At 69.8% G+C, this 23,019-nt stretch carries 25 protein-coding genes; 12 read left to right on the plus strand and 13 right to left on the minus strand.

Annotation, left to right across the window (positions count from 1 at the left end; all coding sequences use genetic code 11):
- Positions 1–6: 6 nt before the first annotated feature.
- The 7 genes from F1C58_RS03465 to F1C58_RS03495 all read right to left on the minus strand — a co-directional run bounded on the left by F1C58_RS03465 (position 7) and on the right by F1C58_RS03495 (position 6,763).
- Entirely contained in the window at positions 7–543 is a 537-nt protein-coding gene (locus tag F1C58_RS03465) for a hypothetical protein (RefSeq protein WP_185202624.1), read from the minus strand.
- 75 nt (positions 544–618) lie between these two features.
- Positions 619–2,136: an alkaline phosphatase gene (locus tag F1C58_RS03470; RefSeq protein ID WP_185202625.1), complete on the minus strand. Its 1,518-nt coding sequence runs from the start codon at positions 2,134–2,136 to the stop codon at positions 619–621.
- Positions 2,137–2,385: 249 nt separating this feature from the next.
- Positions 2,386–2,802: a molybdenum cofactor biosynthesis protein MoaE gene (locus tag F1C58_RS03475; RefSeq protein ID WP_185202626.1), complete on the minus strand. Its 417-nt coding sequence runs from the start codon at positions 2,800–2,802 to the stop codon at positions 2,386–2,388.
- Positions 2,795–3,763 (minus strand): bifunctional molybdenum cofactor biosynthesis protein MoaC/MoaB, encoded by a 969-nt coding sequence (moaCB, locus tag F1C58_RS03480; protein WP_185202627.1) that lies wholly within the window; start codon positions 3,761–3,763, stop codon positions 2,795–2,797. The genes F1C58_RS03475 and moaCB overlap by 8 nt, the downstream gene beginning before the upstream one ends.
- Positions 3,760–4,950, minus strand: coding sequence for a gephyrin-like molybdotransferase Glp (gene glp, locus F1C58_RS03485; protein WP_185202629.1), 1,191 nt, complete (start codon positions 4,948–4,950; stop codon positions 3,760–3,762). Before glp ends, moaCB begins: the two co-directional genes overlap by 4 nt.
- Entirely contained in the window at positions 4,950–6,026 is a 1,077-nt protein-coding gene (locus F1C58_RS03490; RefSeq protein WP_185202631.1) for a ThiF family adenylyltransferase, read from the minus strand. Before F1C58_RS03490 ends, glp begins: the two co-directional genes overlap by 1 nt.
- A gap of 128 nt (positions 6,027–6,154) precedes the next feature.
- Positions 6,155–6,763, minus strand: coding sequence for a GNAT family N-acetyltransferase (locus F1C58_RS03495; RefSeq protein ID WP_185202633.1), 609 nt, complete (start codon positions 6,761–6,763; stop codon positions 6,155–6,157).
- Positions 6,764–6,818: 55 nt separating this feature from the next.
- Here F1C58_RS03495 and F1C58_RS03500 point away from each other — a divergent pair, with 55 nt between their 5' ends.
- The 6 genes from F1C58_RS03500 to F1C58_RS03525 all read left to right on the plus strand — a co-directional run bounded on the left by F1C58_RS03500 (position 6,819) and on the right by F1C58_RS03525 (position 12,563).
- The gene (locus F1C58_RS03500) at positions 6,819–7,223 is read left to right on the plus strand and encodes a molybdopterin-binding protein (RefSeq protein ID WP_185202635.1); all 405 of its coding nucleotides are present in this window, start codon (positions 6,819–6,821) and stop codon (positions 7,221–7,223) included.
- Complete coding sequence (modA, locus tag F1C58_RS03505; protein ID WP_185202637.1) at positions 7,220–7,996, plus strand: molybdate ABC transporter substrate-binding protein; 777 nt, start codon at positions 7,220–7,222, stop codon at positions 7,994–7,996. Before F1C58_RS03500 ends, modA begins: the two co-directional genes overlap by 4 nt.
- 2 nt (positions 7,997–7,998) lie before the next feature.
- Positions 7,999–8,805 carry an ABC transporter permease gene (locus tag F1C58_RS03510; protein WP_185202638.1) on the plus strand — a complete coding sequence of 269 codons (807 nt, stop codon included), beginning with the start codon at positions 7,999–8,001 and terminating at the stop codon, positions 8,803–8,805.
- On the plus strand, positions 8,802–9,833 hold the full coding sequence (locus F1C58_RS03515; protein WP_185202640.1) for a sulfate/molybdate ABC transporter ATP-binding protein: 1,032 nt from the start codon (positions 8,802–8,804) through the stop codon (positions 9,831–9,833). The genes F1C58_RS03510 and F1C58_RS03515 overlap by 4 nt, the downstream gene beginning before the upstream one ends.
- Before the next feature lie 119 nt (positions 9,834–9,952).
- Positions 9,953–11,020, plus strand: coding sequence for an acetamidase/formamidase family protein (locus tag F1C58_RS03520; protein WP_185202642.1), 1,068 nt, complete (start codon positions 9,953–9,955; stop codon positions 11,018–11,020).
- Positions 11,013–12,563 carry an AtzH-like domain-containing protein gene (locus F1C58_RS03525; RefSeq protein WP_255461243.1) on the plus strand — a complete coding sequence of 517 codons (1,551 nt, stop codon included), beginning with the start codon at positions 11,013–11,015 and terminating at the stop codon, positions 12,561–12,563. Before F1C58_RS03520 ends, F1C58_RS03525 begins: the two co-directional genes overlap by 8 nt.
- A 562-nt stretch (positions 12,564–13,125) precedes the next feature.
- Here F1C58_RS03525 and F1C58_RS03530 read toward each other — a convergent pair.
- Entirely contained in the window at positions 13,126–13,884 is a 759-nt protein-coding gene (locus F1C58_RS03530) for an SGNH/GDSL hydrolase family protein (protein WP_185203972.1), read from the minus strand.
- A gap of 104 nt (positions 13,885–13,988) precedes the next feature.
- On the opposite strand from F1C58_RS03530, the gene F1C58_RS03535 reads away from it, so the two are divergent.
- Positions 13,989–15,206 carry an alanine--glyoxylate aminotransferase family protein gene (locus F1C58_RS03535; protein WP_185202644.1) on the plus strand — a complete coding sequence of 406 codons (1,218 nt, stop codon included), beginning with the start codon at positions 13,989–13,991 and terminating at the stop codon, positions 15,204–15,206.
- Entirely contained in the window at positions 15,203–16,435 is a 1,233-nt protein-coding gene (locus tag F1C58_RS03540) for an allantoate amidohydrolase (protein WP_185202645.1), read from the plus strand. The genes F1C58_RS03535 and F1C58_RS03540 overlap by 4 nt, the downstream gene beginning before the upstream one ends.
- A 28-nt stretch (positions 16,436–16,463) precedes the next feature.
- On the opposite strand, the gene F1C58_RS03545 is transcribed toward F1C58_RS03540, so the two are convergent.
- A complete protein-coding gene (locus F1C58_RS03545) occupies positions 16,464–17,012 on the minus strand; it encodes an NTP transferase domain-containing protein (protein ID WP_185202647.1) in 549 nt (182 codons plus the stop codon).
- 16 nt (positions 17,013–17,028) lie between these two features.
- Here F1C58_RS03545 and uraD point away from each other — a divergent pair, with 16 nt between their 5' ends.
- Together uraD and uraH are read left to right on the plus strand one after the other, a co-directional pair.
- The gene (uraD, locus tag F1C58_RS03550) at positions 17,029–17,532 is read left to right on the plus strand and encodes a 2-oxo-4-hydroxy-4-carboxy-5-ureidoimidazoline decarboxylase (RefSeq protein WP_185202649.1); all 504 of its coding nucleotides are present in this window, start codon (positions 17,029–17,031) and stop codon (positions 17,530–17,532) included.
- Positions 17,529–17,846: a hydroxyisourate hydrolase gene (gene uraH / locus F1C58_RS03555; protein WP_185202651.1), complete on the plus strand. Its 318-nt coding sequence runs from the start codon at positions 17,529–17,531 to the stop codon at positions 17,844–17,846. Before uraD ends, uraH begins: the two co-directional genes overlap by 4 nt.
- A 196-nt stretch (positions 17,847–18,042) precedes the next feature.
- Here the strand turns inward: uraH and F1C58_RS03560 are convergent, their stop codons facing one another.
- From F1C58_RS03560 to allB, 3 genes are all read right to left on the minus strand, one after another.
- The gene (locus tag F1C58_RS03560) at positions 18,043–18,525 is read right to left on the minus strand and encodes a nucleoside deaminase (protein WP_185202653.1); all 483 of its coding nucleotides are present in this window, start codon (positions 18,523–18,525) and stop codon (positions 18,043–18,045) included.
- Positions 18,522–19,415: a factor-independent urate hydroxylase gene (gene pucL, locus F1C58_RS03565; RefSeq protein WP_185202655.1), complete on the minus strand. Its 894-nt coding sequence runs from the start codon at positions 19,413–19,415 to the stop codon at positions 18,522–18,524. The genes F1C58_RS03560 and pucL overlap by 4 nt, the downstream gene beginning before the upstream one ends.
- Before the next feature lie 65 nt (positions 19,416–19,480).
- Positions 19,481–20,818: an allantoinase AllB gene (allB, locus tag F1C58_RS03570; RefSeq protein ID WP_185202657.1), complete on the minus strand. Its 1,338-nt coding sequence runs from the start codon at positions 20,816–20,818 to the stop codon at positions 19,481–19,483.
- 131 nt (positions 20,819–20,949) lie between these two features.
- On the opposite strand from allB, the gene F1C58_RS03575 reads away from it, so the two are divergent.
- The gene (locus F1C58_RS03575) at positions 20,950–22,002 is read left to right on the plus strand and encodes a methylenetetrahydrofolate reductase C-terminal domain-containing protein (protein ID WP_185202659.1); all 1,053 of its coding nucleotides are present in this window, start codon (positions 20,950–20,952) and stop codon (positions 22,000–22,002) included.
- Positions 21,999–22,598 carry a bifunctional 2-polyprenyl-6-hydroxyphenol methylase/3-demethylubiquinol 3-O-methyltransferase UbiG gene (locus F1C58_RS03580; RefSeq protein ID WP_185202661.1) on the plus strand — a complete coding sequence of 200 codons (600 nt, stop codon included), beginning with the start codon at positions 21,999–22,001 and terminating at the stop codon, positions 22,596–22,598. The genes F1C58_RS03575 and F1C58_RS03580 overlap by 4 nt, the downstream gene beginning before the upstream one ends.
- A 13-nt stretch (positions 22,599–22,611) precedes the next feature.
- Here F1C58_RS03580 and F1C58_RS03585 read toward each other — a convergent pair whose 3' ends face one another.
- Positions 22,612–23,004, minus strand: a complete 393-nt coding sequence (locus tag F1C58_RS03585; protein ID WP_185202663.1) for a PPOX class F420-dependent oxidoreductase — start codon at positions 23,002–23,004, stop codon at positions 22,612–22,614.
- Positions 23,005–23,019: the final 15 nt, after the last annotated feature.

The raw sequence follows: 23,019 nt of genomic DNA on the forward strand, positions 1-23,019 counted from the left end.
GCGGGGCTACTCGTTGACGAGAACGGGCACCCCGAGCGACGCCGAGACCGCACGACCGGCGAACTCCGTCGGCACGGCCACCCGGAAGGGAATGGATTCGACCGGGGTGCCCGTGACCGGGTCGACCGGGCCGTCATCGGGCGAGTGATAGACGAAGCGGGCGCTGCCGATCAACGATCCGCCGGCATCGTAGAACCCGGCGATGATCTCCAGGTCGAGCACCGCGCTCACATCGCTCGTCACCCGCAGGGCGCCGCTCGCGCTCGCGCCGTCGAACGTGAGGCCGTCGAGTGCGAACCTGTCGTCGAACGGCCCGGCCGCGCGCAGCAGCTCCCCGGGTTTCGGATGCAGCAGGCGGATGCTGTCGAGCTCCGGTGCGCCGCTGGCCGCAACAAGTCCCGGGAGAGTGCTCTTCACGGCATCCGTCGGCAGCGGGGCCGCGCCATCGGTGCGCGCCATCGCGGTCAGACCGATCGCGATCGATCCGGCGATCACGACGACTGTTGCCGTGACGGCGATGGCGATGATCGGAGGTCTCTTCATGGGGTGTCCCTGCTGCTGTTCTGTGCGGTCCGGGCCGGGGATGCTCTCCCCGGCCCGGACTGTGGTGGGTGCTTCCTACTTGATGACGCGGAGCGCCTTGCCGACGATCCCGAACAGCGCGGTGTTGTCGATGGTGCCGTCCAGTTGTTCGGAGCCGGGCCCGTAGGCGTACACCGGCACATCCGCGCCCGTGTGGTTGCCCGAGAGGTAGGTCAGCCAGAGGCCGGCCTCCGGGGATCCGTCGACGACGCTGGCCGGGTCGCTCGGAATGCGGAACGTCGCCGGGGCGAAGTTCTTCGGGTCGGCGGAACCGGCGCCGTTGATGATCCCGGTCGAGCGGGTCGCATCCTTCGCGTTGTTCGGGCGGGTCGGCGTGGAGTTGTTCGCGACGTTGCCCGAGTCGACGTTCGTCGGAGGGGCGGTGGCTTCGGCGTTCGTGAAGGTGCCCTTCTCGATGATGTTGAAGCCGGCGCATTCGTGGTCGGCCGTCACGATGACGAGGGTGTTGCCGTCCTTGGCGGCGAAGTCCTTCGCGATCTTCACCGAGTCGTCGAAGGCCTTCATCTCACCGAGGGTCTGGGCCGCATCGTTGGCGTGTGACCGCTTGTCGATGAGTGCGCCCTCGATCTGCAGGTAGAAGCCCTTGTTGGCGCTCTTGTCCTTGGAGTTCGACTTGCTCGTGAGGAGCGCGATCGCCTTCTTCGTCATCTCGGGAAGCGTCGGCTCCTGGGCCTGCACCGAGGTGGGGTTGTCCTGCTTGGACTTCTCGATGGTGAGGTTGCCCCGGTTGAAGAGGCCGAAGACCTTCTGGCCGGATGCTGCGGCGAGATCGGACTTGGTCGCGACGGTCTGGTTGGTGGGAGACCCGAGCACGGAGTATCCCTGGTCCTTCAGCGCCTTCTCGTCGGCGGCGTCGAAGCGGCTGAGCCCTCCGCCGAGGATGACGTCCGCGGTTCCGTTGCGGGCGATCTGGTCGGCGATCGGGGTCACCCGGATGTCACTGGTCGGAAGCGCGGTGCCGGTGATGGAGAGATCCTGGCACGCGGCGTCCGAGTAGACCGGCCCCTGGCATCCGCGCGCGAGAGCGTGGCTCATCTGGCCGGCGGGAGTGGCATCCGTGATCTCCGCGGTGGAGACGTTGCCGGTGCGCAGGCCCGCCTTCTTCGCGAGCTCCATGACCGTGGGCTTGACCGTGCCGGTGGCGTCGATGCCTAGGGCCGCGTTGTAGGTCTTGACTCCGGACGACCAGGCGGTCGCAGCGGATGCCGAGTCGGTGACCGGGTTGGGGTGGAAGTTCTTGGTGCCGGGCTGGCCCGACAGCTTCTCGACCGCGTAGGTGCTGACGTAGCCCTGCGCGGGGAGGGTCTCCATGGCGAGCTTGCCATCCGAGCCGTAGAAGCGCTCCCTGGCCGCGGTGACATGGGTGCGTCCCATGCCATCCCCGAGCAGGTAGATCACGTTCTTGGCGCGCCCCCGGTCGTCGTCGGATTCGCCGTGTGCCGAGGCCGCGCCGGCGGTGCCGGCCACAACGGCGGTGGCCACGAGCGCGGTGATGAGTGTTGCGGAGGTGAGAACAGGGATTCGTCGTCGCATGAGTATTCTCCTGAGGTCTGCTGGTGCGCGACAGCGCAGGTGTGCGCAGCCACGCCTGCACAGTAGAAGGCCCGGATGACCCCCGAATGGCCGGAAGGTTAACGACGGTCGACGCCGGCTGCCGCCCGATCCACGCGGCATATCTCCTGCAACCCGAGCCCGGCCGCGGGGTCGCGCCCGGGAATCCGGGGTGCGCCGCACTGCCACGAGCAATCTGCAGGAGTTATGCGCGCAGGGGGAGAGCCGGGGTCAGAGGGCGACCCACTCGGTGGCGCCGTCGGCGAGGTGCTGGCGCTTCCAGATCGGCACCGTCAGTTTGATGAGGTCGACCAGACGCTCGCACGCCGCGAAGGCCTCTCCGCGGTGGGCGGCGGCCACGGCGGCGACGAGCGCGATATCACCGACGACGAGCGCACCGACACGGTGGGCGGCGGCCACGCGGAGGCCGGTCTCGGCGGCGATCTTCTCGCAGCACTCCGTCAAGAACCGGGCGGCATCCGGATGCGCGGAATACTCGAGCGACGTGACCGCGAGCCCGTGATCGTGGTTGCGAACGACCCCGCGGAAGGTCACGAGAGCGCCCTGCTGGGCGTCCATCACGAAGTCTTCGATGGCGGCGGCGTCGATGGGCTCGGCCGAGATCAGGGCACGCACAACGTCACTCATGGGCGCCTCCGCCAGCGACCTGCGCCACGAGGTGTTCGAGCAGCCCGTCGAGAACGGCGAGCCCGTCTCGCACACCGCCGCTGCTGCCCGGCAGGTTGACGACGACGGTGCCGCCTGCCGTGCCGGCGACCGCGCGGCTGAGGGCCGCGGTCGGTGTCGCGGCGAGTCCACGGGCGCGAATCGCCTCCGCCACGCCGGGCAGTTCGCGATCGAGCAGGGCGATGGTGGCCTCCGGGGTGCGGTCGGTGGGGCTGAGGCCTGTGCCGCCCGTCGTGATGATCACAGCGGGGGCGGATGCCGCCACTCGCGCCAACTCGGAGGCGATGTCGGCGTCGGCGACGACCGTGACCGCATCGACCGCGAAGCCGTGCTCGGCGAGCCAGGCGGCGATCACCGGCCCGGTGGTGTCCTCCCGCGTTCCCGCCGCACCGGCGGTGGATGCGACGACGACGGCCGCAGTGCCGGATCGAACGGCGGCGGGCGCTATGACGCCATGCCGGGTCCAGTGGCCGCGCTTGCCGCCGGTCTTCGACTCGAGCCGGATCTCCCCGAGTACCGCCGCCGGGTCCACCGCCTTGACCATGTCGTGCAGGGTGAGCCCGGCGATCGCCACCGCGGTGAGCGCTTCCATCTCGACCCCGGTCCGGCCGACGGTCTTGGCCGTCGCCGACACCAGGATCGCGTCATCCGTGAACTGGAAGTCGATGCTGACCGACGAGAGCGGCACCTGGTGGCAGAGCGGGATGAGCTCGCTCGTCTTCTTGGCGCCCGAGATGCCGGCGATGCGAGCGGTGGCGAGCACATCGGCCTTCGGCAGGTCGTCGGCGCGCACGAGGGCCACCACATCCGGGGTGGTGACCAGTCGCCCGGTGGCGGTGGCGGTGCGGGCCGTGATCGCCTTGTCGCCGACATCCACCATGCGGGCGCGCCCGTCTTCGTCGAGATGGCTCAGATTGCTCACAGGTCGATCGTTTCCACGGGGTCGCCCTCTTTCAGCTGGATGGTGTCTTGGGGGATGTCGATGAGCAGGTCGGCTGCCGCGAGCCCGGCCACCAGATGAGAGCTCGGGCCGCCCACCACCTCGACTCGTCCATCGGGCAGTGCCCGGCCGCGCAGGAACTGTCGTCTGCCGGGCGCCGAGCGCACATCGGCGGAGAGGTCACGCTGCTGGCGCTGAGCCGCGGGCAGGCCCGCCGCCTCCCGCAGGATCGGCGCGACGAAGACCTCGAAGGAGAGCTGCGTGCTCACCGGGTTGCCCGGAAAGCTGATCACCGGCACACCGTTGAACACCCCGGTCGCCTGCGGCCCGCCGGGCTGCATGGCGATGTGTCCGACCTCGCCGCCGATGGTCTGCAGGAAATCGCGAACCACCTCGTGCTCACCCATCGAGATGCCACCGGAGGTGAGGATGATGTCGGCGTTGGCGACGCCCATCAGCATGGCACCGCGCAATTGGGAGAGCTCGTCGTTGGAGGACACGATCGCGAGGGTGACCTCGGCACCGCAGGCCGTGACCGCCGCAGTGAGCGCAGTGCCGTTGGAGTCGTAGATCTCGCCCGGACCAGCACGCCTCCCCGTTTCGGTCAGTTCCGCGCCCGTGCTGATCACGGCGAGACGCGCCCGGCGCCGCACCACTACCTCATCGATGCCGGCGGCGGCCAGGGCTGCGAGGTGACGCGAGGCGAGCCGGAGGCCGGCCGGCAGAAGAGGATCCCCGGTGCGGAGGTCGCTGCCGCGCTCGCGCACGAACTCGCCGGTGGTGCGTGCGCGCGTGATCGTCACCGAGTCGCCGGTCGCGGTCGTGTCCTCGACCGGCACCACGGCATCCGCTCCCTCCGGCACCACAGCGCCGGTCATTATTCGCACTGCGGTGCCCGCGGCAAGCGGCCGCGGAGTTCCGGGTTGCGCGGCGACCTCGCCGACCACGGGAAGGGTCACCGGCAGCTTCGCGAGGTCTGCCGCGACGACCGCGAAGCCGTCCATCTGCGAATTGCGGAAGAGGGGCAGATCCACCGGCGAGAGGATGGCCGCGGCGGTCATGCGCCCGAGGGCGGCGCCGAGCTCCACGGTCTCGGAACCGGTGGGGATGGCCGGCGCGATGAGGGCACGCACATGAGCGACGTACTCCTCGACCGAGCGGTGAGTCATCAGTACCTCGCGACGCTGGGGTCGATGCGGCGGGACCAGGCGTCGATTCCTCCGACGAGGCTGCGGGCCGGGATGTCGCGCTCGCCGAGCATCGCGACGGCGCTCGCAGAGCGGATGCCCGAGTGGCAGTAGACGACCACCGGTTTCGAGCGGTCTATCTCCCCGAGCCTCGATTCGATCGATCCGAGGGGCAGCAGGGTCGACCCGGGGAGGCTGGCGATCTCCGCCTCCCAGAGCTCGCGCACGTCGATGAGTGTCACTCCGTCGAGAGAACTCGCGAGCTCGTCGACGTCGATGGTGTCGCGGATGCCGCAGAACAGCTCGTAGTCCACGAGGGCGGTGATGGGGGCGGCATCCGGATCCGGGGCGTAGGCGAGCTCGCGGAATCCGCCGGTGAGGGCGTCGAAAGTGGTGACGCGCCCGATGAGGGGCCGCCCGACGCCGGTGAGGAGCTTCAGCGCCTCGCCGGCCATGATGGATCCGATCACGGCGACGACAGTGGGGAGCACCCCGCCGGCCTCGCAGGAGAGCACGGATCCGGGCGGCGGGGGAGCGGGGAACAGGTCGCGGTATTGCGGACCCTTCGATGCCCACGCGACCCCGGCCTGTCCGGCGAACTGGGAGACCGCGCCCCACACCACAGGGATACCGGTGAGCGCCGCGGCGTCGTTGGCGAGGTACCGGGTGGGGAAGTTGTCGCTGCCGTCGACCACGAGGTCGTAGTCGACGAAGAGCTCGAGGGCATTGCCCGCGGTCAGGCGGGCCTCGACCGCGTTCACCGTGACCGCCGGATCGATGGCGGCCACCGTTTCGGCTGCGGAGAGCGCCTTCGCGCGACCGACATCCGCGAGGCCGTGAGCGAGTTGGCGATGCAGGTTGCTGAGCTCCACGGTGTCGTCGTCGATGATGCCGATCGTGCCGACACCCGCCGCGGCAAGAGCCGGAATCACGCTGCTGCCGAGCCCGCCGGCGCCGATCACGAGCACGCGGGCATCCGCCAGTCGCTGCTGAGCCTCCGGCCCGAAGCCGGGGAGGGCGAGCTGGCGGGAATATCTCGCGCCCGGGGATGCCTGCATCCTTCGATTCTCGCAGGTGTGATCGGGCGCGGGCGCAGGTCGACGAGCGGTTCGCCCCACCCGTCCGTCGCACTGTGTCGGCAGGCAGGGCTCCCGGGGCGAATTGTGACGGTGGGAGCGGTCGCGGCCTAGCGCGCCGACCGCCACATCGTGGTGACGACGTGCCCCGTCGCCGTGGTGAATGCGCCCCTCGGTTCGAATCCGACCCGCCGGTAACGGGCGTTGTTCGCCGGGTTCGTCGATTCGAGGTAGGCGGCGGCTCCGAGGGCGTCGACGCGGTCGAGGTTCTGTCGCAGGAGGGCCATGCCGAGGCCGTGCCCGCGGTGATCGTCGTGGGTGGCGAGGAAGTTGAGGTAGTAGTGGGGCTCCGTCGGGCGCAGCTCCTCGAACTGGGCGGAGACGACCCCGATCCGGTGGGCGGCCTCGGCGCCGACCAGGTCGACGAGAAAGGCGTCGTACCCGCGCGCCTCGTCCTCCGTGAGGTCTTCGCCGCCCGGTGGCAGCCAGATCGAGAGCGAGGCGCACTCCTCGGTGACGAAGCTCCAGGGGTATCGCAGCGCCGAGGTGGCGAAGAGCCGCCAGAAGGCCGACATCTGCTCCACCCGGTGCGCGTCATCCGGAAAGGAGGGTCCCCAGAGCGGATCGCGGAGAAAGGCGGAGGTGAGCGTGCGCACCATGCCGTCGAGGTCTGCCGCCGTGGCGATCCGGACTGTCGGGGGTTCGCCGCTCTGCTCCATAGGGCAAGCGTAGACGCGACCTCGAATCCGCGAAAACGGAAGTAATATGTCATCCATGCCGCAGATACGGATCAAAGACGCCGCCCTCTACCTGGGTGTGAGCGACGACACGGTGCGCCGCTGGGTCGACAACGGCACCCTCGTCGCGGAGAAGGACGAGTCGGGGCGAGCTGTCGTCGACGGCCTCGCCCTCGCGACGTTGGCGCGCGACCATGCGGTGCTGCCGGATGACCCCTCCGGCGTCTCCCGGTCCGCCCGCAACAGCTTCGTCGGCCTGGTCACGAACATCGTGATGGATACCGTCATGGCCCAGGTCGAGCTGCAGTGTGGACCGCACCGCGTGGTCTCGCTCATGAGCAGCGAGGCCGTTCGGGACCTCGGGCTCGAGCCGGGATCCGTCGCCATCGCGGTCGTGAAAGCCACGACGGTGATCATCGAGACACCCGGGGGGAAACAGTGAGGAAACGGCTGCTCACGCTCCTCGCTCTCGGCATCCTTCTGACCACGGCCGGATGCGCCGCCGCCGCGGCGCCCGCGCCCTCGGCGACGCCGAAGAAAGACAGTCTCAGCGGGTCGATCACGGTCTTCGCCGCCGCATCCCTCACCAAGACCTTCGGCGAACTCGCTGCCAAGTTCGAGGCCGCACACCCCGGCGTGACCGTCGCGACGAGCTTCGCAGGCTCTGCCGACCTCGTCTCGCAGATCACCGCCGGAGCGCCCGCCGACGTGTTCGCCTCGGCCGACACGAGGAACATGGCCAAGGTGTCGACCCTGGTGGGCACCCCGGTGAACTTCGCCACCAACGTGCTGGAGATCGCGGTGCCACCGGGCAACCCGGCGAAGATCGCGACTCTCGCCGACCTCGCGGGCCCCGGCGTCAAGACCGTTGTCTGCGCGCCGGCCGTGCCCTGCGGAGCCGCGACGGTGACAGTCGAGACGGCGAGTGGCGTGAAACTCAACCCGGTGAGCGAGGAGAACGCGGTCACGGACGTGCTCGGCAAGGTCTCATCCGGTGAGGCGGATGCCGGCCTGGTCTACGTGACCGACGTGAAGGGTGCCGGCTCGAGCGTGGAGGGCATCCCGTTCCCCGAATCGGGCGCGGCCGTCAACACCTACCCGATCGCCACTGTGAAGGCCGGAACGCACCAGGCGCTCGCCACGGCCTTCGTGACCTTCGTGACCGGTGCAGTCGGCCGGTCCGTGCTCGCGGCGGCGGGCTTCGGCGCCCCCTGAGCATGCACCGCACAGCCTTTTCCGGAGTGCCGCGCTGGGTCGTCGCGATCGCGATCGTCGGCGCGGCGTTCGTGCTGCTGCCGCTTGTCGCGATGGGGACCCGGGTGAACTGGGGTGGATTCGTCGCTCTGGTGACGAGTGCGTCATCCGTCGATGCCCTGCTGCTGAGTCTGCGCACCTCGCTCGCCGCGACCGCTCTCTGCGTACTGTTCGGCGTGCCGATGGCGCTCCTGCTGGCGCGCACCACCTTTCCCGGCCAGCGGGTGGTGCGCACGATCGTGCTGCTGCCCCTGGTGCTGCCCCCGGTGATCGGCGGGATCGCGCTGCTCGCTGCCTTCGGAAGGCAGGGTCTGCTCGGGCGCCCGCTCGAGGCGCTCGGGGTGAGCATCGCATTCTCCACGGTGGCGGTCGTGATCGCCCAGACCTTCGTGGCGCTGCCGTTCCTCGTCCTGAGTCTGGAGGGCGCCATCCGCCTCGCCGGCACGCGCTATGAAGCGGTGGCGGCCACGCTGGGGGCGCGGCCGAGCACCGTGCTGAGGCGCATCACGCTGCCTCTCGTGCTGCCCGCACTGCTCTCCGGCGCCGTGCTGTCATTCGCGCGCGCCCTCGGCGAATTCGGCGCCACCCTCACCTTCGCCGGCAGCCTGCAGGGGGTCACGCGCACGCTGCCGCTGGAGATCTACCTGCAGCGGGAGACGGATCCGGATGCCGCGGTGGCCCTCTCGCTCGTGCTGGTCGTCGTCTCCCTCGTGGTGGTCGGCCTCACCCTGCGCACCGCCCCTGCCACCCGGGCGCGGTTCACCGCATGACGCTGCACCTGCAGGCGACGGTCGCCGAACGCGGCTTCGACCTATCCCTCGACGTGGCAGAGGGGCAGACCCTCGCCGTGCTCGGGCCGAACGGGGCGGGCAAATCGACCCTGCTGTCGATCCTCGCCGGACTCCTGCGGCCCGACTCCGGCCGGGCGGATCTCCACGGCGAGTCGCTGTTCGACCTGTCCCGCGGCCACTGGTTGCCTCCCCATCGAAGGGGGATCTCGCTGCTCGCCCAGGAAGCACTGCTCTTCCCGCACCTCACCGCTCTGGAGAACGTGGCCTTCGGGCCGCGAAGCGCCGGCCGGCCGCGTGCGGAAGCACGGGCATCCGCCCACCGGTGGCTCGCCGCGGTCGAGGCCGCGGAACTCGGCGAAAGCCGCCCGGCTCAGCTGTCTGGCGGACAAGCCCAGCGGGTGGCGATCGCGCGCGCCCTGGCACCGGAGCCGAGGCTGCTGCTGCTCGATGAGCCGCTCGCCGCCCTCGACGTGGCCGTCGCTCCCACCCTGCGGCATATGTTCCGCACGGTGCTCGCCGGCCGCACCGCAATCGTTGTCACGCACGAGGTGCTCGATGCCCTCACCCTCGCCGACCGCGTCGTGGTGCTCGGTGAGGGCAAGATCGTGGAGCAGGGGGTGACGGCAGAGGTGCTGCAGCGGCCGCGTCATCCCTTCACCGCCGGTCTCGCCGGACTCAATCTGCTCACCGGGATACGCACCGCCACCGGGCTGCGGATGGCGGACGGCACCGTGGTCACCGGTGCGGGCACCGGCACGCTCGGGGCGCCCGCCGCGGCAGCGGTGCGACCTTCCGCGATCTCCGTGCAACTCGACCGCCCCGCCGGCGCCAATGCGCTCAACGTGACGGTGCAGGATCTCGAACCCCGCGGCGACAGCGTGCGGGTGCGGTCGGCGACGATGGTCGCCGACATCTCGCCGGGTCGGGCGGCGGCGCTCGGGCTCAGCCCGGGACTGCCGGTCTGGTTCCGGCTGCCGGAGGACGAAGTGGCCCTCTACGCACGCTGAGTGCCCCCGGCCGATCTGCGCCCCCACCGCATGGCGTCGCCGCCCCCGTTGGGCCTCTCTGTAGGGTTCAGAAAGCACGGATCGCCCGTGCCGCCCACCGAGCCGAAAGCGAGCGCGCGATGTCCGATGCCGTACTCCAGCCCGGCGTCGGTGCGATCCGCGCGGCGCACTACCTGCCGGCCGATCCCTCTGCCGTGCTCTGGGGGCGCCTTCCCTGCGCCGCCGACAGCCCCGTGCTCACGATCGATGCGGGCGACGAGGTCACGATCGACACGATCAGTCACGAGGGCATCCACGAAGACCAGGGGCGCGATCCGCTCGCCTTCTTCGTCGGCTTCGGGGTCGATGCCGACAGCGTGCTGACGGATTCTGTGGCGCTCGCCGCCTCCGACTATCCGCGTGACCCGGCGGTCGACGGTCCTCACGTGGTCAGCGGTCCGGTGCGTATCCGTGGCGCCCGACCCGGCGATCTGCTCAAGATCACCGTTCTCGAGACCCTGCAGCGGGTGCCCTACGGCATCGTGTCGAACCGGCACGGTCGCGGGGCTCTTCCCGTCGAGTACCCCGTCGACGGCGAGCGCGTCAGTGTCTTCGCGGGCGTCTCGGAGGGCTTCGGGACCATGCCGCGCGTGCTCGGCGGCGAGCACAGCATCCGCTTTCCCCTCGCGCCGTTTCTCGGGATCATGGGGATCGCCGTCGCGGGAGACGCCCGCCCGCACTCGGTGCCGCCCGGGCCGCACGGCGGCAACATCGATATCAACCTGCTGACAGTCGGGAGCAGTCTCTACCTGCCGATCCAGGCAGAGGGCGCGCTCGCCTACGTCGGAGACCCGCACTTCGCACAGGGCGACGGCGAAGTCGCCCTCACCGCGATGGAGGCCTCGCTGCGGGCGACACTGCGCTTCGACGTGCTCACCCAGAACGACGCACTCGACGCTTTCGGCGCCCTGGTCGGGCCGCTGGTGGAGACCACCGACTACCTCGTGCCGACCGGCATGGACGAAGACCTGGATGAGGCGGTCAAGGCGTGCGTCCGCGCCGCGATCGCCCTGTTGCAGGCCCGATTCTCACTCGACGCCGCGCACGCCTACGCGTATCTCAGCGCGGCGACGGACTTCAACATCTCGCAGGTCGTGGATATCGTGAAAGGCGTTCACGCAAAGATTAGGGTGGCAGATTTTGACTGACAGCAGAGTAGAAGGAGCCGCTCCAGACGGCCTCCTCGACGCATTCTGGGAGTACGAGCGGGCCCTCATGGCCAACGATCTCGCCGCTCTCGACCGGCTCTTCGCCCCCGGCGACGGGACGCTGCGCGGCGATGCCGGCGGCGTGCTGGTGGGCCACGACGCGATCAGCGCCTTCCGGCAGGGTCGCGGCGGAGCTCCCGCCCGCAGCATCGGCGACATCCACGTGCGCGACCTCGGCAACGATCGTGCGCTCGTCGTGGCAGTGACCCTCCCCGCCACCGGCGGCCGGGGGCAGCAGACCCAGCTCTGGCACCGCAGCTCCACGAACGATGGCGATGCCGACTGGCTCGTCGAGGCCGCCCACGTGAGCGTTCCGACGCCCGCGATCGCGGCATCCGTCTGGCGGGTCGTCGGCAGCCCGCTGGTCACCGGTGCCGCGGAGGGGCCGCTCGTCGGGGAGACTGTCGCGGTCAAGGACCTCTTCGACGTCGCGGGATTCGCCGTGGGCGCCGGGGTGCCCGCCTACCTGGCCGAAGCGCCTCGCACCGTCGCCCACGCCTCCGCGGTCACCGCGCTACTCGCGGCAGGCGCGACGGTGCAGGGAATCGCCCAGACCGACGAATTCGCCTACAGTGTCGCCGGACAGAACTCTCACTACGGCACTCCGCCGAACGCCGCCGTCGCCGGCGCGATCCCCGGTGGCTCCTCGAGTGGTCCGGCCACGGCGGTCGCCTCCGGGCAGGTCTCGATCGGGCTCGGCACCGACACCGGCGGATCGATCCGGGTGCCCGCGTCGTATCAGGGCCTCTGGGGGCTCCGCACGACCCACGACGCGGTGGCGCGCGATGGCCTGCTCGGGCTCGCGCCCTCGTTCGACACCGTGGGCTGGATGACGCGCGATGCGGCCACCCTTCGCGCCGCGGCATCCGCCTCTCTCGGCGGTGCCGGCCGTGCCGATATCTCCGCGGGCTTCGCCGTCGCCCCTGCGCTCGTCGCGCTCGCGACCCCGGAGGTGCAGGATGCTTTCGCCGCGACCCTCGCCCGGCTCGCGGAGGCTGGCCTCACCGACGATCTGGTCGAGGTGACCCTTCCCGATGTCGACGACCTGCACGAGATCTTCCGAACGGTGCAGTCCGCCGAAGCGTGGGCGACCCATGGGGAGTGGATCATCGCGCATCCCGACGCCCTCGGCGAGGAGATCGCCGCCCGGTTCGCATTCGGCGCGACGATCGACGCCGAAACCGAGTCTTTCGCCCGGCAGGCTCTCGAGCTCGCCCGCGAGCGCATCGAATCGATCGTCAGTGACTGGGTGCTGCTGTTGCCGTCGGCGCCATCCGTCGCGCCGTCGACGACCGCGGATGCCGGGACGATCGAGCAGGTGCGCCAGAGCACTCTGCGCCTCACCTGTGTCGCCGGGATCGCCGGCCGCCCGGCCTTGAGCGTGCCGCTGCTGGCTGTGGAAGGTGCGCCGGTCGGACTCAGCCTCGTCGGGCCGACGAACACCGACTTGGCACTCATCGCGCTGGGGGAATCGCTGGCGTAGCGGAGTGGGGGCTCTGACTCCTTTGGGCTCTCGCGCCGCTGCGTTCTCCCGCTGCTGCTCGCCCGCTGAAGCGCCCGCCCGCTGCTGCGCCCGCCCGCTGAAGCGCCCGCCCGCTGCTGCGCTCGCCCGCTGCTGCGCTCGCCCGCCAGAAACTGCTCTCTCGGCGGCCCGAGGCGACCGTTTGTGCCGGTTCGCGCGGGATTGCCGGCGGCCGGCGGGGGCTGTCTGTCAGAAACTGTCTTCTCGGCGGGCCGGGGCGACCGTTTGTGACGGTTGACGGGGGTGGTCCTCGGCGGGGTCTTGTCGCGCGCGGGGACGGTCGGCGTGGGCTTGGTCGAGCGCTGGGGGATTTTCCCTGCGGGCCGCAACCTGGTCTGGGCCCGCCCGTCAGAAACTGTCCCCTCGGCGGGCCAGGGCGACCGTTTGTGACGGTCGACGTGGGGTGGCCGGCGCGTGACGGCTGGCGCGGGCGGCCGGTGGGCCGGCGAGCGGACGGCCGTAGCGGCGGCCCCGGGCGACCGCCCGTGACGGGGAGCACCCGGGATAGCCACGAGAAAGCCGATCAGTCGCGGGTCGGCAGCTCGACCGGCTGCAGACTCGCGATCTTCGGCTCACGGTTGTCGCCGGAGGAGCGGCCGGTGAGGCGACGTCCGATCCAGGGCAGCACGTAGCGGCGCCAATACGCGGAGGTGCGCTCATGCGTTTCGGCGGGGGCACCGGGGTCCGAGGCATCCGCGATCGGAACACCGAGTGCCGCGAGCACGTTCCCGGCGACCCGGGCGTGCCCCACCGGATTGAGGTGCAGCTTGTCGCGAGACCAGTACGGCAGCTGCCCGAGCTCGGCGTCGGCCCAGTTGTCGACGAAGGTCACGTTCTCCTTGGGCAGCCGACCGCGAACGGATGCTGCGAGCAGCTCTCCCCGCGCACGCACGAAGGATCCGAGGGGGATGTGCCGGGTGGGGTCCGCGCCGCTGACCAGGATCACGTGCACCCCGCTGGCGACCGCTTTGTCGACAGCGGCCTCCAGCTGGTCGGCGATCGATCCGATCGAGACCCGCGGACGCAGGATGTCGTTGCCGCCCCCGTTGATGCTCATCAGCGCGGGGGAGAGCGCGATCGCGGCGTCGAGCTGGTCGGTCACGATCGGGGCGAGCAGCCGGCCCCGGATGGCGAGGTTCGCGTAGCTGACCGGCTCCGGGGATGCCGCGGCGAGGCCGAGGGCGACCAGGTCGGCCCACCCTCGCACCCGTCCATCGGGCAGGTCGTCCCCGACGCCCTCGGTGAAGCTGTCGCCGATGGCCACATAGCTGGAGAAATTCATCGTCACGCCTCCGAGTCCATCACACTTCGCGAAACCCGTCTGAAACGCCCATTCCGTAGGCTTGACCTCTCGAACAGCAGTTTCATCCACCCCGCGAGGACACCATGCAGAGCTACCCGATCGATCCCCCGCAGCGGCTGCTGATGGGCCCCGGCCCCATCAATGCCGATCCGCGCGTGCTCCGGGCGATGTCCGCCCAGCTGGTTGGCCAGTACGACCCCGCGATGACGGCCTACATGACCGAGACCATGGAGCTCTATCGGGGCGTATTCCGCACCGAGAATGAAGCCACCCTGCTGGTCGATGGAACCTCTCGCGCCGGTATCGAGGCCGCGCTCGTCTCTCTCATCGAGCCGGGCGATCGCGTGCTCGTGCCGATCTTCGGACGCTTCGGCCACCTCCTTCGCGAGATCGCCCAGCGTTGCGGAGCCGAGGTGCACGCGATCGAACGCGAGTGGGGCACGGTCTTCACCCCGGCAGAGATCGAAGCCGCGATCCTTTCCACGAAGCCGAAGATCCTCGCCATCGTGCACGGTGACACCTCCACGACCCTCGCCCAGCCCCTCGACGAGGTCGGCGCGATCTGTGCCAAGCACGGGGTGCTCCTCTACACCGACACGACGGCATCCCTCGGCGGCAACGAGTTCGAGACCGATGCCTGGGGAGTGGATGTCGCGACCGCCGGCCTGCAGAAGTGCCTCGCCGGCCCCTCCGGCAGTGCACCGATCACGCTCTCGGCGGCGGCGGTGGACGTGATCGACCGCCGCAAGAGCATCGAGGCGGGCATCCGATCCGAGGGGGATGCGGTGCTGGCGAGCCCGATCCGCTCCAACTATTTCGACCTCGCGATGATCATGGACTACTGGGGCCCCAAGAGGCTCAACCACCACACCGAGGCCACGACGATGCTCTACGGCGCCCGGGAGTGCGCGCGGATCCTCATCGAGGAGGGCATTCCCGAGGCGATCGAGCGTCACCGTCTGCACGGCTCGGCGATGGTCGCCGGTCTCGTGGGGCTCGGATTCGACCTGTTCGGTGACCAATCGGTGCGCATGAACAACGTGGTCGGTGTCGAGATCCCCTCCGGGATCGACGGAGACGGCGCGCGCGCGACCATGCTCAGTGACTACGGTATCGAGATCGGCACCTCCTTCGGTCCGTTGCTCGGCCGGGTCTGGCGCATCGGCACAATGGGCTACAACGCCCGGCGCGACACCGTGCTCACCACCCTCGCGGCTCTCGAGCAGGTGCTCCGCCGCGGTGGTGTCGCGGTCACGGCGGGCAGCGGAGTCGGCTCCGCCCTCGACTTCTACGGTTCATGAGCGCCCCGGAGGCCGCCCTCATCCTCGAGCGATGCAACGACCTCGCGGGGCTGTCGAGCCAGCCGGACAGGCTCGAGCGGGTGCACCTCTCGCCCGAGCATCGTGCCGCCAACGACCTCGTCGCCCGCTGGATGACCGAGGCCGGCCTGTCGACCTGGCAGGATGCCGCCGGCAACCAGTGCGGCCGCCTGGAGGGCTCGACGCCAGGACTGCCCGCGCTGCTGCTCGGTTCGCACATCGACACGGTTCCGGATGCCGGCCGCTACGACGGCATGCTCGGCGTGCTTCTGGCGATCGCCGTCGTCGACCGGTTGCGCGGATCCGGCATCGTGCTGCCCTTCGCGCTCGAGGTGGTGGCCTTCAGTGACGAGGAAGGAACCCGCTTCGGCACCGCGCTGCTCGGCAGCCGCGCCCTGGCCGGCACCTGGAACGAGGAGTGGTGGCAACTCACTGACAAGGACGGCATCACTCTCGCCGAGGCCTTCCAGGACTTCGGGCTCGACCCCGCGCGCCTGCCGGGAGCTTTCCGCCGCTCGGAGTCGGTCATCGGCTACCTCGAAGCGCATATCGAGCAGGGTATGCAACTCGAGGACGCCGATCGGCGGCTCGCCGTCGTCACCTCGATCGCCGGCGCTCGGCGCTTCGCACTCACGGTCACCGGCACGGCGGGGCATGCCGGCGGCACGCCGTTCGACCGTCGCCGGGACGCCCTGGTCGGCGCGAGCGAACTGGTCGTGGCCATCGAGCGGCTCTCGAAGGAGACGGGAACTATCGGCACTGTCGGGCGCCTGCAGGCGTTCCCGGGTGGGGTGAACGTGATCCCCGGCAGGGTGGAGCTGAGCCTCGACCTCCGGGCAGAATTCGACGCCGACCGCGACGACTGTCTCGAACGCATCCGCACCGCTGCCGAAGAGATCTGCACCCGGCGCCGGCTCAGTTTCGCCGCGACCGAGACGTACCGGGCCGATGCCGTCACCTGCGATCCCGGCCTGCAGGCGGCAATCGGCGCGGGCATCCGCTCCACCGGCGATGCCGACCCGCTGGCCTTCTGGAGTCGTGCGGGCCACGACGGTGTCGCCGTTTCGGCGCTCACCCGATTCGCCATGCTGTTCCTGCGCTGTCGTGGGGGTGTGAGTCATCATCCGGATGAGCACGTGACGGCGGCCGATGTCGCGGCGGCGCTCGACGCCTACGAGGCCGCGGTGCGACAGCTTGTGTCAGAGTACTGACATCCCGAGACTGCGGGCCGGTAGCGGGCTACAGCCGGTCGACATCGTGCCCATCGAAGAGGTCCCCGCACTCCACTTGCTGCACGTCATGGGCCACGAGGTAGTCGCGCGCTCCCCGGTCACCGACGAGGGTCGAGGCCACAGCCGCCCAGTGCGCGTTGCCGATCAGCACTGGATGCCCCGGACGACCGTCGAAGGCCGCCTGCCTCAGGGTGTGGCGGGTCACCGGCCGCTCGAGCGTCCGATTCACGACGGCGACGGGCAGCTCCGGAAGGTCGACGAGAGTGATGAGGGCCGCGTCCCCGCTGGCCGCGCCGAGCCCCACCCGCAGAGACTCGCCCATGCCCTCGGCCCAGTTCTGCGCGATCAGGATCTCGCATCCCGCCGGCACGAGGCCCTCGGCCTCCTCGGCGGCCGCTCCGAGCACCACGACCACGCGGTCGCAACCGGCGGCATGAAGCAGGCCAGCGGCCCGGGCGACCCAGGGCTCGCCATCCGCGGTGCGCAGCAGTGCCTTCGGCCGACCGAGCCGGGTGCCTCCGCCCGCCGCGAGCACGATTCCGGTGAGCGTGGTCATGGGTAATGTTAGGCAGATGATCGAGCTGCCCCTCACCGAACTCCGCGCCGGATTGATGGCGAGTCTCGCGGTGCCCCGCTGGGTCGACGACGTGGTGCGGGTTGCTCCCTTCGAGTCGGTCTCGCAGCTGCTGGACGTGGCGAGCGCGGCAGCGACCCCGCTCAGTGCGAGCGAGATCGACGAAGCGATCGCGCACCATCCGCGCATCGGTGAGAAGCCGGTAGGGGATGGCGCGGCGCAGGCCTTCAGCCGCAACGAGCAGGCCGGACTCGGTTCGGACGAGGAAGATCTCGCCGCCGAGATCGCCGCCGGCAACGTCGCCTACGAGCAGCGCTTCGGCCGCGTGTTCATCATCCGTGCCGCCGGACGGTCCCGGGCGGAGATCCTCACCGAACTGGAGAGGCGTCTCGAGTTGCCGAACAGCTCGGAGCTCGAGATCGTCGGAGAGCAATTGCGCGACATCGCCCTGTTGCGCATCGAGAGACTGTGGGCCACTCCCGCCGAGGACGACCTGTCGTGAGCCACGTCACCACCCATGTGCTCGACACCGCGACGGGGCGACCCGCCGTCGATGTGTCGGTCACGCTGTCCACCGCTGAGGGATCTGCCATCGCGACGGGATCGACCGACACCGACGGTCGTATCTCCGCCCTCGGACCGGATGCCCTCCCGCCCGGCCACTATCGATTGGCCTTCGATACCGGCGCCTGGTTCGGCGAGGCTCCGCATTTCTTCCCGGTCGTGACTATCGACTTCATCCTCGGAAGCGCCGCCCACCTCCACGTGCCGCTGCTGCTGAGCCCCTTCGCGTATTCGACCTATCGCGGCAGCTGAGCGCCGGGTTGGTGCCGGCCGCCTCAGCGCTGCACCACGACGTCGTGCATAACTCCTGCAATCCGGGGCCTTCACGGCGACGTTCCCCGTAATCTCGGGGTCGTGCCGAGAACCGGCGCCGCATTGCAGGAGTTATGCACGCGGGAGGTCGGGGAGGTCGATGCCGCACTGCAGAGCAGCTCCGCCCGCCGACGCCTCAGTAGTCGGTGCGCGCCTCATTCGCCAGCCAGGCGTCGAACGGCGCCGGGGACTGCGGGATGCGCACGGAGTCCACTGGGATGTGCCAGGTGCTGCGGTCGCGCGCGAACAACTCGTAGAACTCGAGGTCGTCGAACCCCCCGCGGGCGGCGTCGTGCCGGTCGGCGGCGAAGACCACCCGGTCGACCCGCGCCCAGAGGGCCGCGGAGAGGCAGAGCGGGCACGGCTCGCAGGACGTGTACAGGGTCGCCCCGGCCAGAGAGAACGACTGCTCCACTGTGCAGGCGGCCCGGATCGCCATCACCTCGGCGTGGGCGGTGGGATCGAGATCGGCGGTCACCCGATTCTGTCCCTCGGCGACCAGCGCGCCGTCGCGCACGATGACCGCGCCGAAAGGTCCGCCGCCGTTGGCGATATTCCGCGTGGCGAGCTCGACGGTGCGTTCGAGCCAGCGGGTATCATCCGCAGCCGAGGCGTTCACGCGAGGCCCGCCGATGCACGCCAGGCCTCGCCGGCATCCGGGGCGTCGTCTCGCAGGATGGTGGCCTCGATCAGCCCGTAGGGCCGGTCGGCGGCGATGAATACCTCGTTGCTGTTGTCGAGGCCGAACTGGCCGATGTCGTAGCTGAAGTGGTGTCGGTTGGGTGCCTTGAGCCGCACCTCGGCGATGCACGGGTAGGCCTCGAGCAGCGCCTTGCCCATGTGCCAGAGCGTCTGCTGCAGGGCGAGCGACTGCAGCGTCGCGAACTCCCGCACGAGGATGCTCTTGATGCCGCGGTAGACATCGTCCCACGCGACATCCGTCGTGGTGAACCGCCACTTGGCATCGAGGGCCGTCGCCATGACCCGGTCGTGGGTCTCGCTGAGGGTCGTGTAGTCGTCGGTGAGGAATCCGGCGAACTCCGAGCCCGTGGACTTGAGGATGACGAGGTCCTTGAAGCCGCCGATGACGTGTTCGCCCGAGGCATCCACGGTCACCGCGGCGGTGCGGATCTCCTGGCCTTTGCGCAACCAGGTGTGGTCGTGCTCTGCGCCGTCGACGACGGCACGTTCCCAGGCGTATTCCTCGATCTCGATGCGGGCGCCCTCCACCGGGTCGACGTCGCGCACGAAATGGCGGGCGAGCTCGAGGCCGAAGCTCTCGATCGAGTCGATGCCCTTCGACTTGGCGAAGGCGAAAGCAGTGTTCTTCTGGGTGTCGGTGGGGAGCACGTTCGACTGGTCACCCACCAGATAGGCCGGCTCGAACGGACCGCGGAGCGCGGTGGACACATTGAGGTCGCGGATCTCGTGCCGCTTCGAATCGCGATAGATGCGCACGAGCCGACACTCGGCTTTGCCGTACTGGTTGTCGCCAAGGATGATTGCCATTGTGGGATCCTCGCAAACTCGTGTGACCGCGATGTTTCCGTGGTCAACATTCTTTGTAACGGCGTTCACGGCCGACTGAGTAGGGTGCCGCCGCTCGCTGCGTCCGCGGAGACGGAGAGCGGATGCCCCGCCAGCCAGGTCTGCCGCACGATCCCGCGCAGTTCGCGCCCGTCGTACGCGCTCACGGGGTTCTTGTGCAGGAGCTCGGAGGCGTGCACCGTGAAGGTCGCCTGGGGCGCGAAGGAGATCAGATCCGCGGTCGCCCCGACCGCGATGCGGCCCTTTGTGCCGAGTCCCGCGAAGTCTGCCGGCCCCGTCGCCATCCATCCGATCACCCGTTCGAGAGGGATGCCGCGGCGCGCAGCCTCCGTCCACACGGCGGCGAGTCCCGTCTGCAACCCGGCGATGCCTCCCCAGGCGAGCGCGAAGTCGCCGTTGTGCGCGAACTTGAGGGCGGCGGTGCTCGGGCTGTGGTCGGTGACCACGATGTCGATGTCGCCGTCGAGCATGGCCTGCCAGAGGGCGTCCCGGTTCGCGTCCCCACGGATGGGCGGGCAGCACTTGAACTGGGTGCCGCCGTTGGGCACCTGCTCCTCGCTGATGGAGAGGTAGTGCGGACAGGTCTCCACCGTGATCGGCAGTCCCTCCGCCCGCGCCTCTCGCAACGCGGGGAGGGCCGCCGCGGACGACAGGTGCAGGATGTGCGCTCTCGCCCCCGTGCGCCGCACTCCCGCGATGACCCGCTCGATCGCCGTCACCTCCGCCTCGTCCGGCCGGGACTCGACGAAGCGGTTGTAGTCGGTGCCCCCTGCGTTGACATGCGCGTCGAGCACGCCCGGGTCCTCGGCGTGCACGATGAGCAGTCCACCGAACCCGGCGATCTCCTCGAGGGCCCGTTCCAGTTGGGCCGCATCGAGGTGATCGAATTCGTCCACTCCGGATGGCGCGAGAAAGGCCTTGAACCCGAAGACGCCGGCGTCGTGCAGCTCACGAAGCCGACCGAGGTTCTGCGGAACGGCACCGCCCCAGAATCCGACGTCGACGATCGACGTGTCCGCCGCGCTGCGTCTCTTGATCTCGAGTGCCTCGACGGTCGTGGTGGCGGGGATGCTGTTGAGGGGCATGTCGATCAGCGTGGTCACGCCCCCGGCGGCCGCCGCGCGGGTGGCGCTGGCGAAGCCCTCCCACTCGGTGCGGCCGGGCTCGTTGATGTGTACGTGGGTGTCGACCAGTCCGGGAAGCAGCACCTCATCCTCTGCGAGAGTGACCTCGGTCGCGCCCTCGAGCGGCCGGTCAGAGATTGCGGCGACCACGCCCCCGCTGATGCCGACCCACGCCGGGCGGAAGACCCCCTCGATGAGCGCGGATGCTGCCCCCACGACCAACTCGAACCGTGCGGTCATCCGCGTCCCCCTCGTCTGGTCCTTTCATTATTCAGGAACCTGTGGGGCGGGAGGGACGACTGTTCACCGGAGGAACTCCGGTAGGCGACATCCGCCCTCTTTGGCCCCACAGGTTCCTGAATAATGAGGGGATGACGATCGCAGCGCTCGACGCGTGCCCCAAGCACATGGAGTACGGCCCGTGCGGCGGGGTCGAGTTCGACGGCAGTTGTGAGGTGTCCCCGGCCCCGTGCGTGTTCCTCGCGCTGCCGACGGTGCGCTGGCACGGCATCGAACGCGAGGCGGAGCCCGGTGCGGCCGACCCGCTTCCCCAGCCCGTGGCATCCGCCGGAGCGGAGCGGATGCGAGCGCTGCTGCAGACTCGGGCGATCGTCGTGGCCGACTTCCCGGCACGCGCCCTCGACGCCGCCTCGATCGCCGAGTGCGCTGACCTCCTCTCCGGTCGGGTGGATGCCGTGCTCGCGGGGGACGCGGGGGCGGCGCGCGTGCAGTTCCCGCCCTCCTACCGTGCGCACCTGATCCAGTCCGCCGGCCTTGCGGTGTGGACCGGATTCAACTGCCGCGATCGCAACCGCGTCGCGCTCGAGGGCGAGCTCGCGGGCCTGGCGCATGTCGGCGTCGCGGGTGTGCACTGCGTCACCGGCGACCACACTCTCACCGGCAGCAGACCGGATGCCGCGCCAGTCTTCGACCTCGACTCGACCGAGACCGCCGCACTCGCCCGTGCCGCCGGGCACCTGGTGTCGGTGGGAGAGTCCCCGGCCACGCCTCCCGTCGACCGGCGCCCGGCCCGACTGCGGGAGAAGATGCACGCGGGCGCGGAGGTCTGTTTCGTCAATCACGCGGGCGGCGCGGCGCCCGTCGCCGAGTTCGTGGATTCCGCGCAGCAGCTCGGCGCCACGATGATGTTCATCCCGTGCGTTCCCGTCGTGGTCGATCATGAGAGCGCTGCGCTTCTGCGCAGCTTCACGACCCTCGTGCTGCCCGAGGGCTATCTCGACCGCATCCTCGCGGCGCGCGATCCCTTCGCCGAGGGAATCGCCGCCGCTGTCGAGCTCGGGCGAGAGCTGCTGCAGATCGACGGGGTCCGTGGCATCAACCTGTCGGGCGGCACCGGTCCGGGGCGTGAAGCCTCATTCGCCGAAGCCCTCGCCCGCATCTCCGACGAAGTGGATGGCTCATGAGCGACGTGTTCTGGAATGACCGCTATGCCGCCGCCGCGGCAGCCGGCGAACCGGTGTGGTCGATAGAACCGAACGCCTGGATCGAGCAGGTCACCGGCACTCTCCCCGCCGGGTCGGCGATCGACCTCGCCGCCGGAGAGGGGCGAAACGCCCTGTGGCTGGCCTCGCGCGGCTGGAGTGTCACGGCCGTCGACTTCGCTTCGGCGGGTCTCGCGATCGGGCGCCAGCGCGCCGCCTCCGCCGGTCTCGAATTGCACTGGGTGACGGCGGATGCCACCACCTGGGTGTCACCGACCCCCGCCGACCTCGTGGTGTTCGCCTACCTCCAGCTGCCCACGGCAGAGCTCACCGCGGCGATCTCGAACGCGATAGCCTCCCTCGCTGCCGGAGGCACCCTTGCCATGATCGGCCACGACAGCGAGAACCTCGAGCACGGGGCGGGCGGCCCGAAGGATCCCGCGATGCTCTGGGGCCTCGAGGCTGTGCGTTCCGCCGCAGCCGGTCTCGACATCGCGGAGTGCCGCCGCTACGACCGTATGACGGCAGATGGCTCGGTGGCCATCGACACGATCCTGCTGGCGACGAAGCCCGCCTGACCCGGCAGTACACCTAGCGTTCGACGAACCCGGAGGATCCGAGAATCCGCTCCACGCGCACGGCAATGGCGACCCGCTCGGGATTCACCCGCGGCTGCCGGTAGCGCTCGGCATAGCGGCTCACGGCGAGGGCGATGCTCTCGGCATCTTCCAGCACCTCCGCCTGGCCGACGAGGGTGACCCAGCCCGCACCCTCCACCTGGCAGAGGGTGGCATGGCCAGAGCGACGCGCGTTCAGCACCTTCTGCGAGGAGCGCGAGGTGATGATGAACGCGGTGCCGTCATGAAGCGTGAAGCCGACCGGCACCGTGTGGATGGATCCGTTGCGGGAGAGAGTCGAGAGCGTGGCGAGGTGCCGCTCGGTCACGAATCGGATTCCCTCATCGGTGAGCTGTGGTGCGGGCATTGCTCGATCATCTCA

Origin of the sequence: Glaciihabitans sp. INWT7 (assembly GCF_014217685.1) — a bacterium.
In the GTDB taxonomy this organism is placed as follows: domain Bacteria; phylum Actinomycetota; class Actinomycetes; order Actinomycetales; family Microbacteriaceae; genus Lacisediminihabitans.

What these genes read in the sequence shown, in the direction of transcription:
- F1C58_RS03465 (WP_185202624.1), bottom strand. Translation starts at nt 543, where the DNA reads ATGAAGAGACCTCCGATCATCGCCATCGCCGTCACGGCAACAGTCGTC.
- F1C58_RS03470 (WP_185202625.1), bottom strand. Translation starts at nt 2,136, where the DNA reads ATGCGACGACGAATCCCTGTTCTCACCTCCGCAACACTCATCACCGCG.
- F1C58_RS03475 (WP_185202626.1), bottom strand. Translation starts at nt 2,802, where the DNA reads ATGAGTGACGTTGTGCGTGCCCTGATCTCGGCCGAGCCCATCGACGCC.
- glp (WP_185202629.1), bottom strand. Translation starts at nt 4,950, where the DNA reads ATGACTCACCGCTCGGTCGAGGAGTACGTCGCTCATGTGCGTGCCCTC.
- F1C58_RS03490 (WP_185202631.1), bottom strand. Translation starts at nt 6,026, where the DNA reads ATGCAGGCATCCCCGGGCGCGAGATATTCCCGCCAGCTCGCCCTCCCC.
- F1C58_RS03495 (WP_185202633.1), bottom strand. Translation starts at nt 6,763, where the DNA reads ATGGAGCAGAGCGGCGAACCCCCGACAGTCCGGATCGCCACGGCGGCA.
- F1C58_RS03500 (WP_185202635.1), top strand. Translation starts at nt 6,819, where the DNA reads ATGCCGCAGATACGGATCAAAGACGCCGCCCTCTACCTGGGTGTGAGC.
- F1C58_RS03510 (WP_185202638.1), top strand. Translation starts at nt 7,999, where the DNA reads ATGCACCGCACAGCCTTTTCCGGAGTGCCGCGCTGGGTCGTCGCGATC.
- F1C58_RS03515 (WP_185202640.1), top strand. Translation starts at nt 8,802, where the DNA reads ATGACGCTGCACCTGCAGGCGACGGTCGCCGAACGCGGCTTCGACCTA.
- F1C58_RS03520 (WP_185202642.1), top strand. Translation starts at nt 9,953, where the DNA reads ATGTCCGATGCCGTACTCCAGCCCGGCGTCGGTGCGATCCGCGCGGCG.
- F1C58_RS03530 (WP_185203972.1), bottom strand. Translation starts at nt 13,884, where the DNA reads ATGAATTTCTCCAGCTATGTGGCCATCGGCGACAGCTTCACCGAGGGC.
- F1C58_RS03535 (WP_185202644.1), top strand. Translation starts at nt 13,989, where the DNA reads ATGCAGAGCTACCCGATCGATCCCCCGCAGCGGCTGCTGATGGGCCCC.
- F1C58_RS03540 (WP_185202645.1), top strand. Translation starts at nt 15,203, where the DNA reads ATGAGCGCCCCGGAGGCCGCCCTCATCCTCGAGCGATGCAACGACCTC.
- F1C58_RS03545 (WP_185202647.1), bottom strand. Translation starts at nt 17,012, where the DNA reads ATGACCACGCTCACCGGAATCGTGCTCGCGGCGGGCGGAGGCACCCGG.
- uraD (WP_185202649.1), top strand. Translation starts at nt 17,029, where the DNA reads ATGATCGAGCTGCCCCTCACCGAACTCCGCGCCGGATTGATGGCGAGT.
- pucL (WP_185202655.1), bottom strand. Translation starts at nt 19,415, where the DNA reads ATGGCAATCATCCTTGGCGACAACCAGTACGGCAAAGCCGAGTGTCGG.
- allB (WP_185202657.1), bottom strand. Translation starts at nt 20,818, where the DNA reads ATGACCGCACGGTTCGAGTTGGTCGTGGGGGCAGCATCCGCGCTCATC.
- F1C58_RS03575 (WP_185202659.1), top strand. Translation starts at nt 20,950, where the DNA reads ATGACGATCGCAGCGCTCGACGCGTGCCCCAAGCACATGGAGTACGGC.
- F1C58_RS03580 (WP_185202661.1), top strand. Translation starts at nt 21,999, where the DNA reads ATGAGCGACGTGTTCTGGAATGACCGCTATGCCGCCGCCGCGGCAGCC.
- F1C58_RS03585 (WP_185202663.1), bottom strand. Translation starts at nt 23,004, where the DNA reads ATGCCCGCACCACAGCTCACCGATGAGGGAATCCGATTCGTGACCGAG.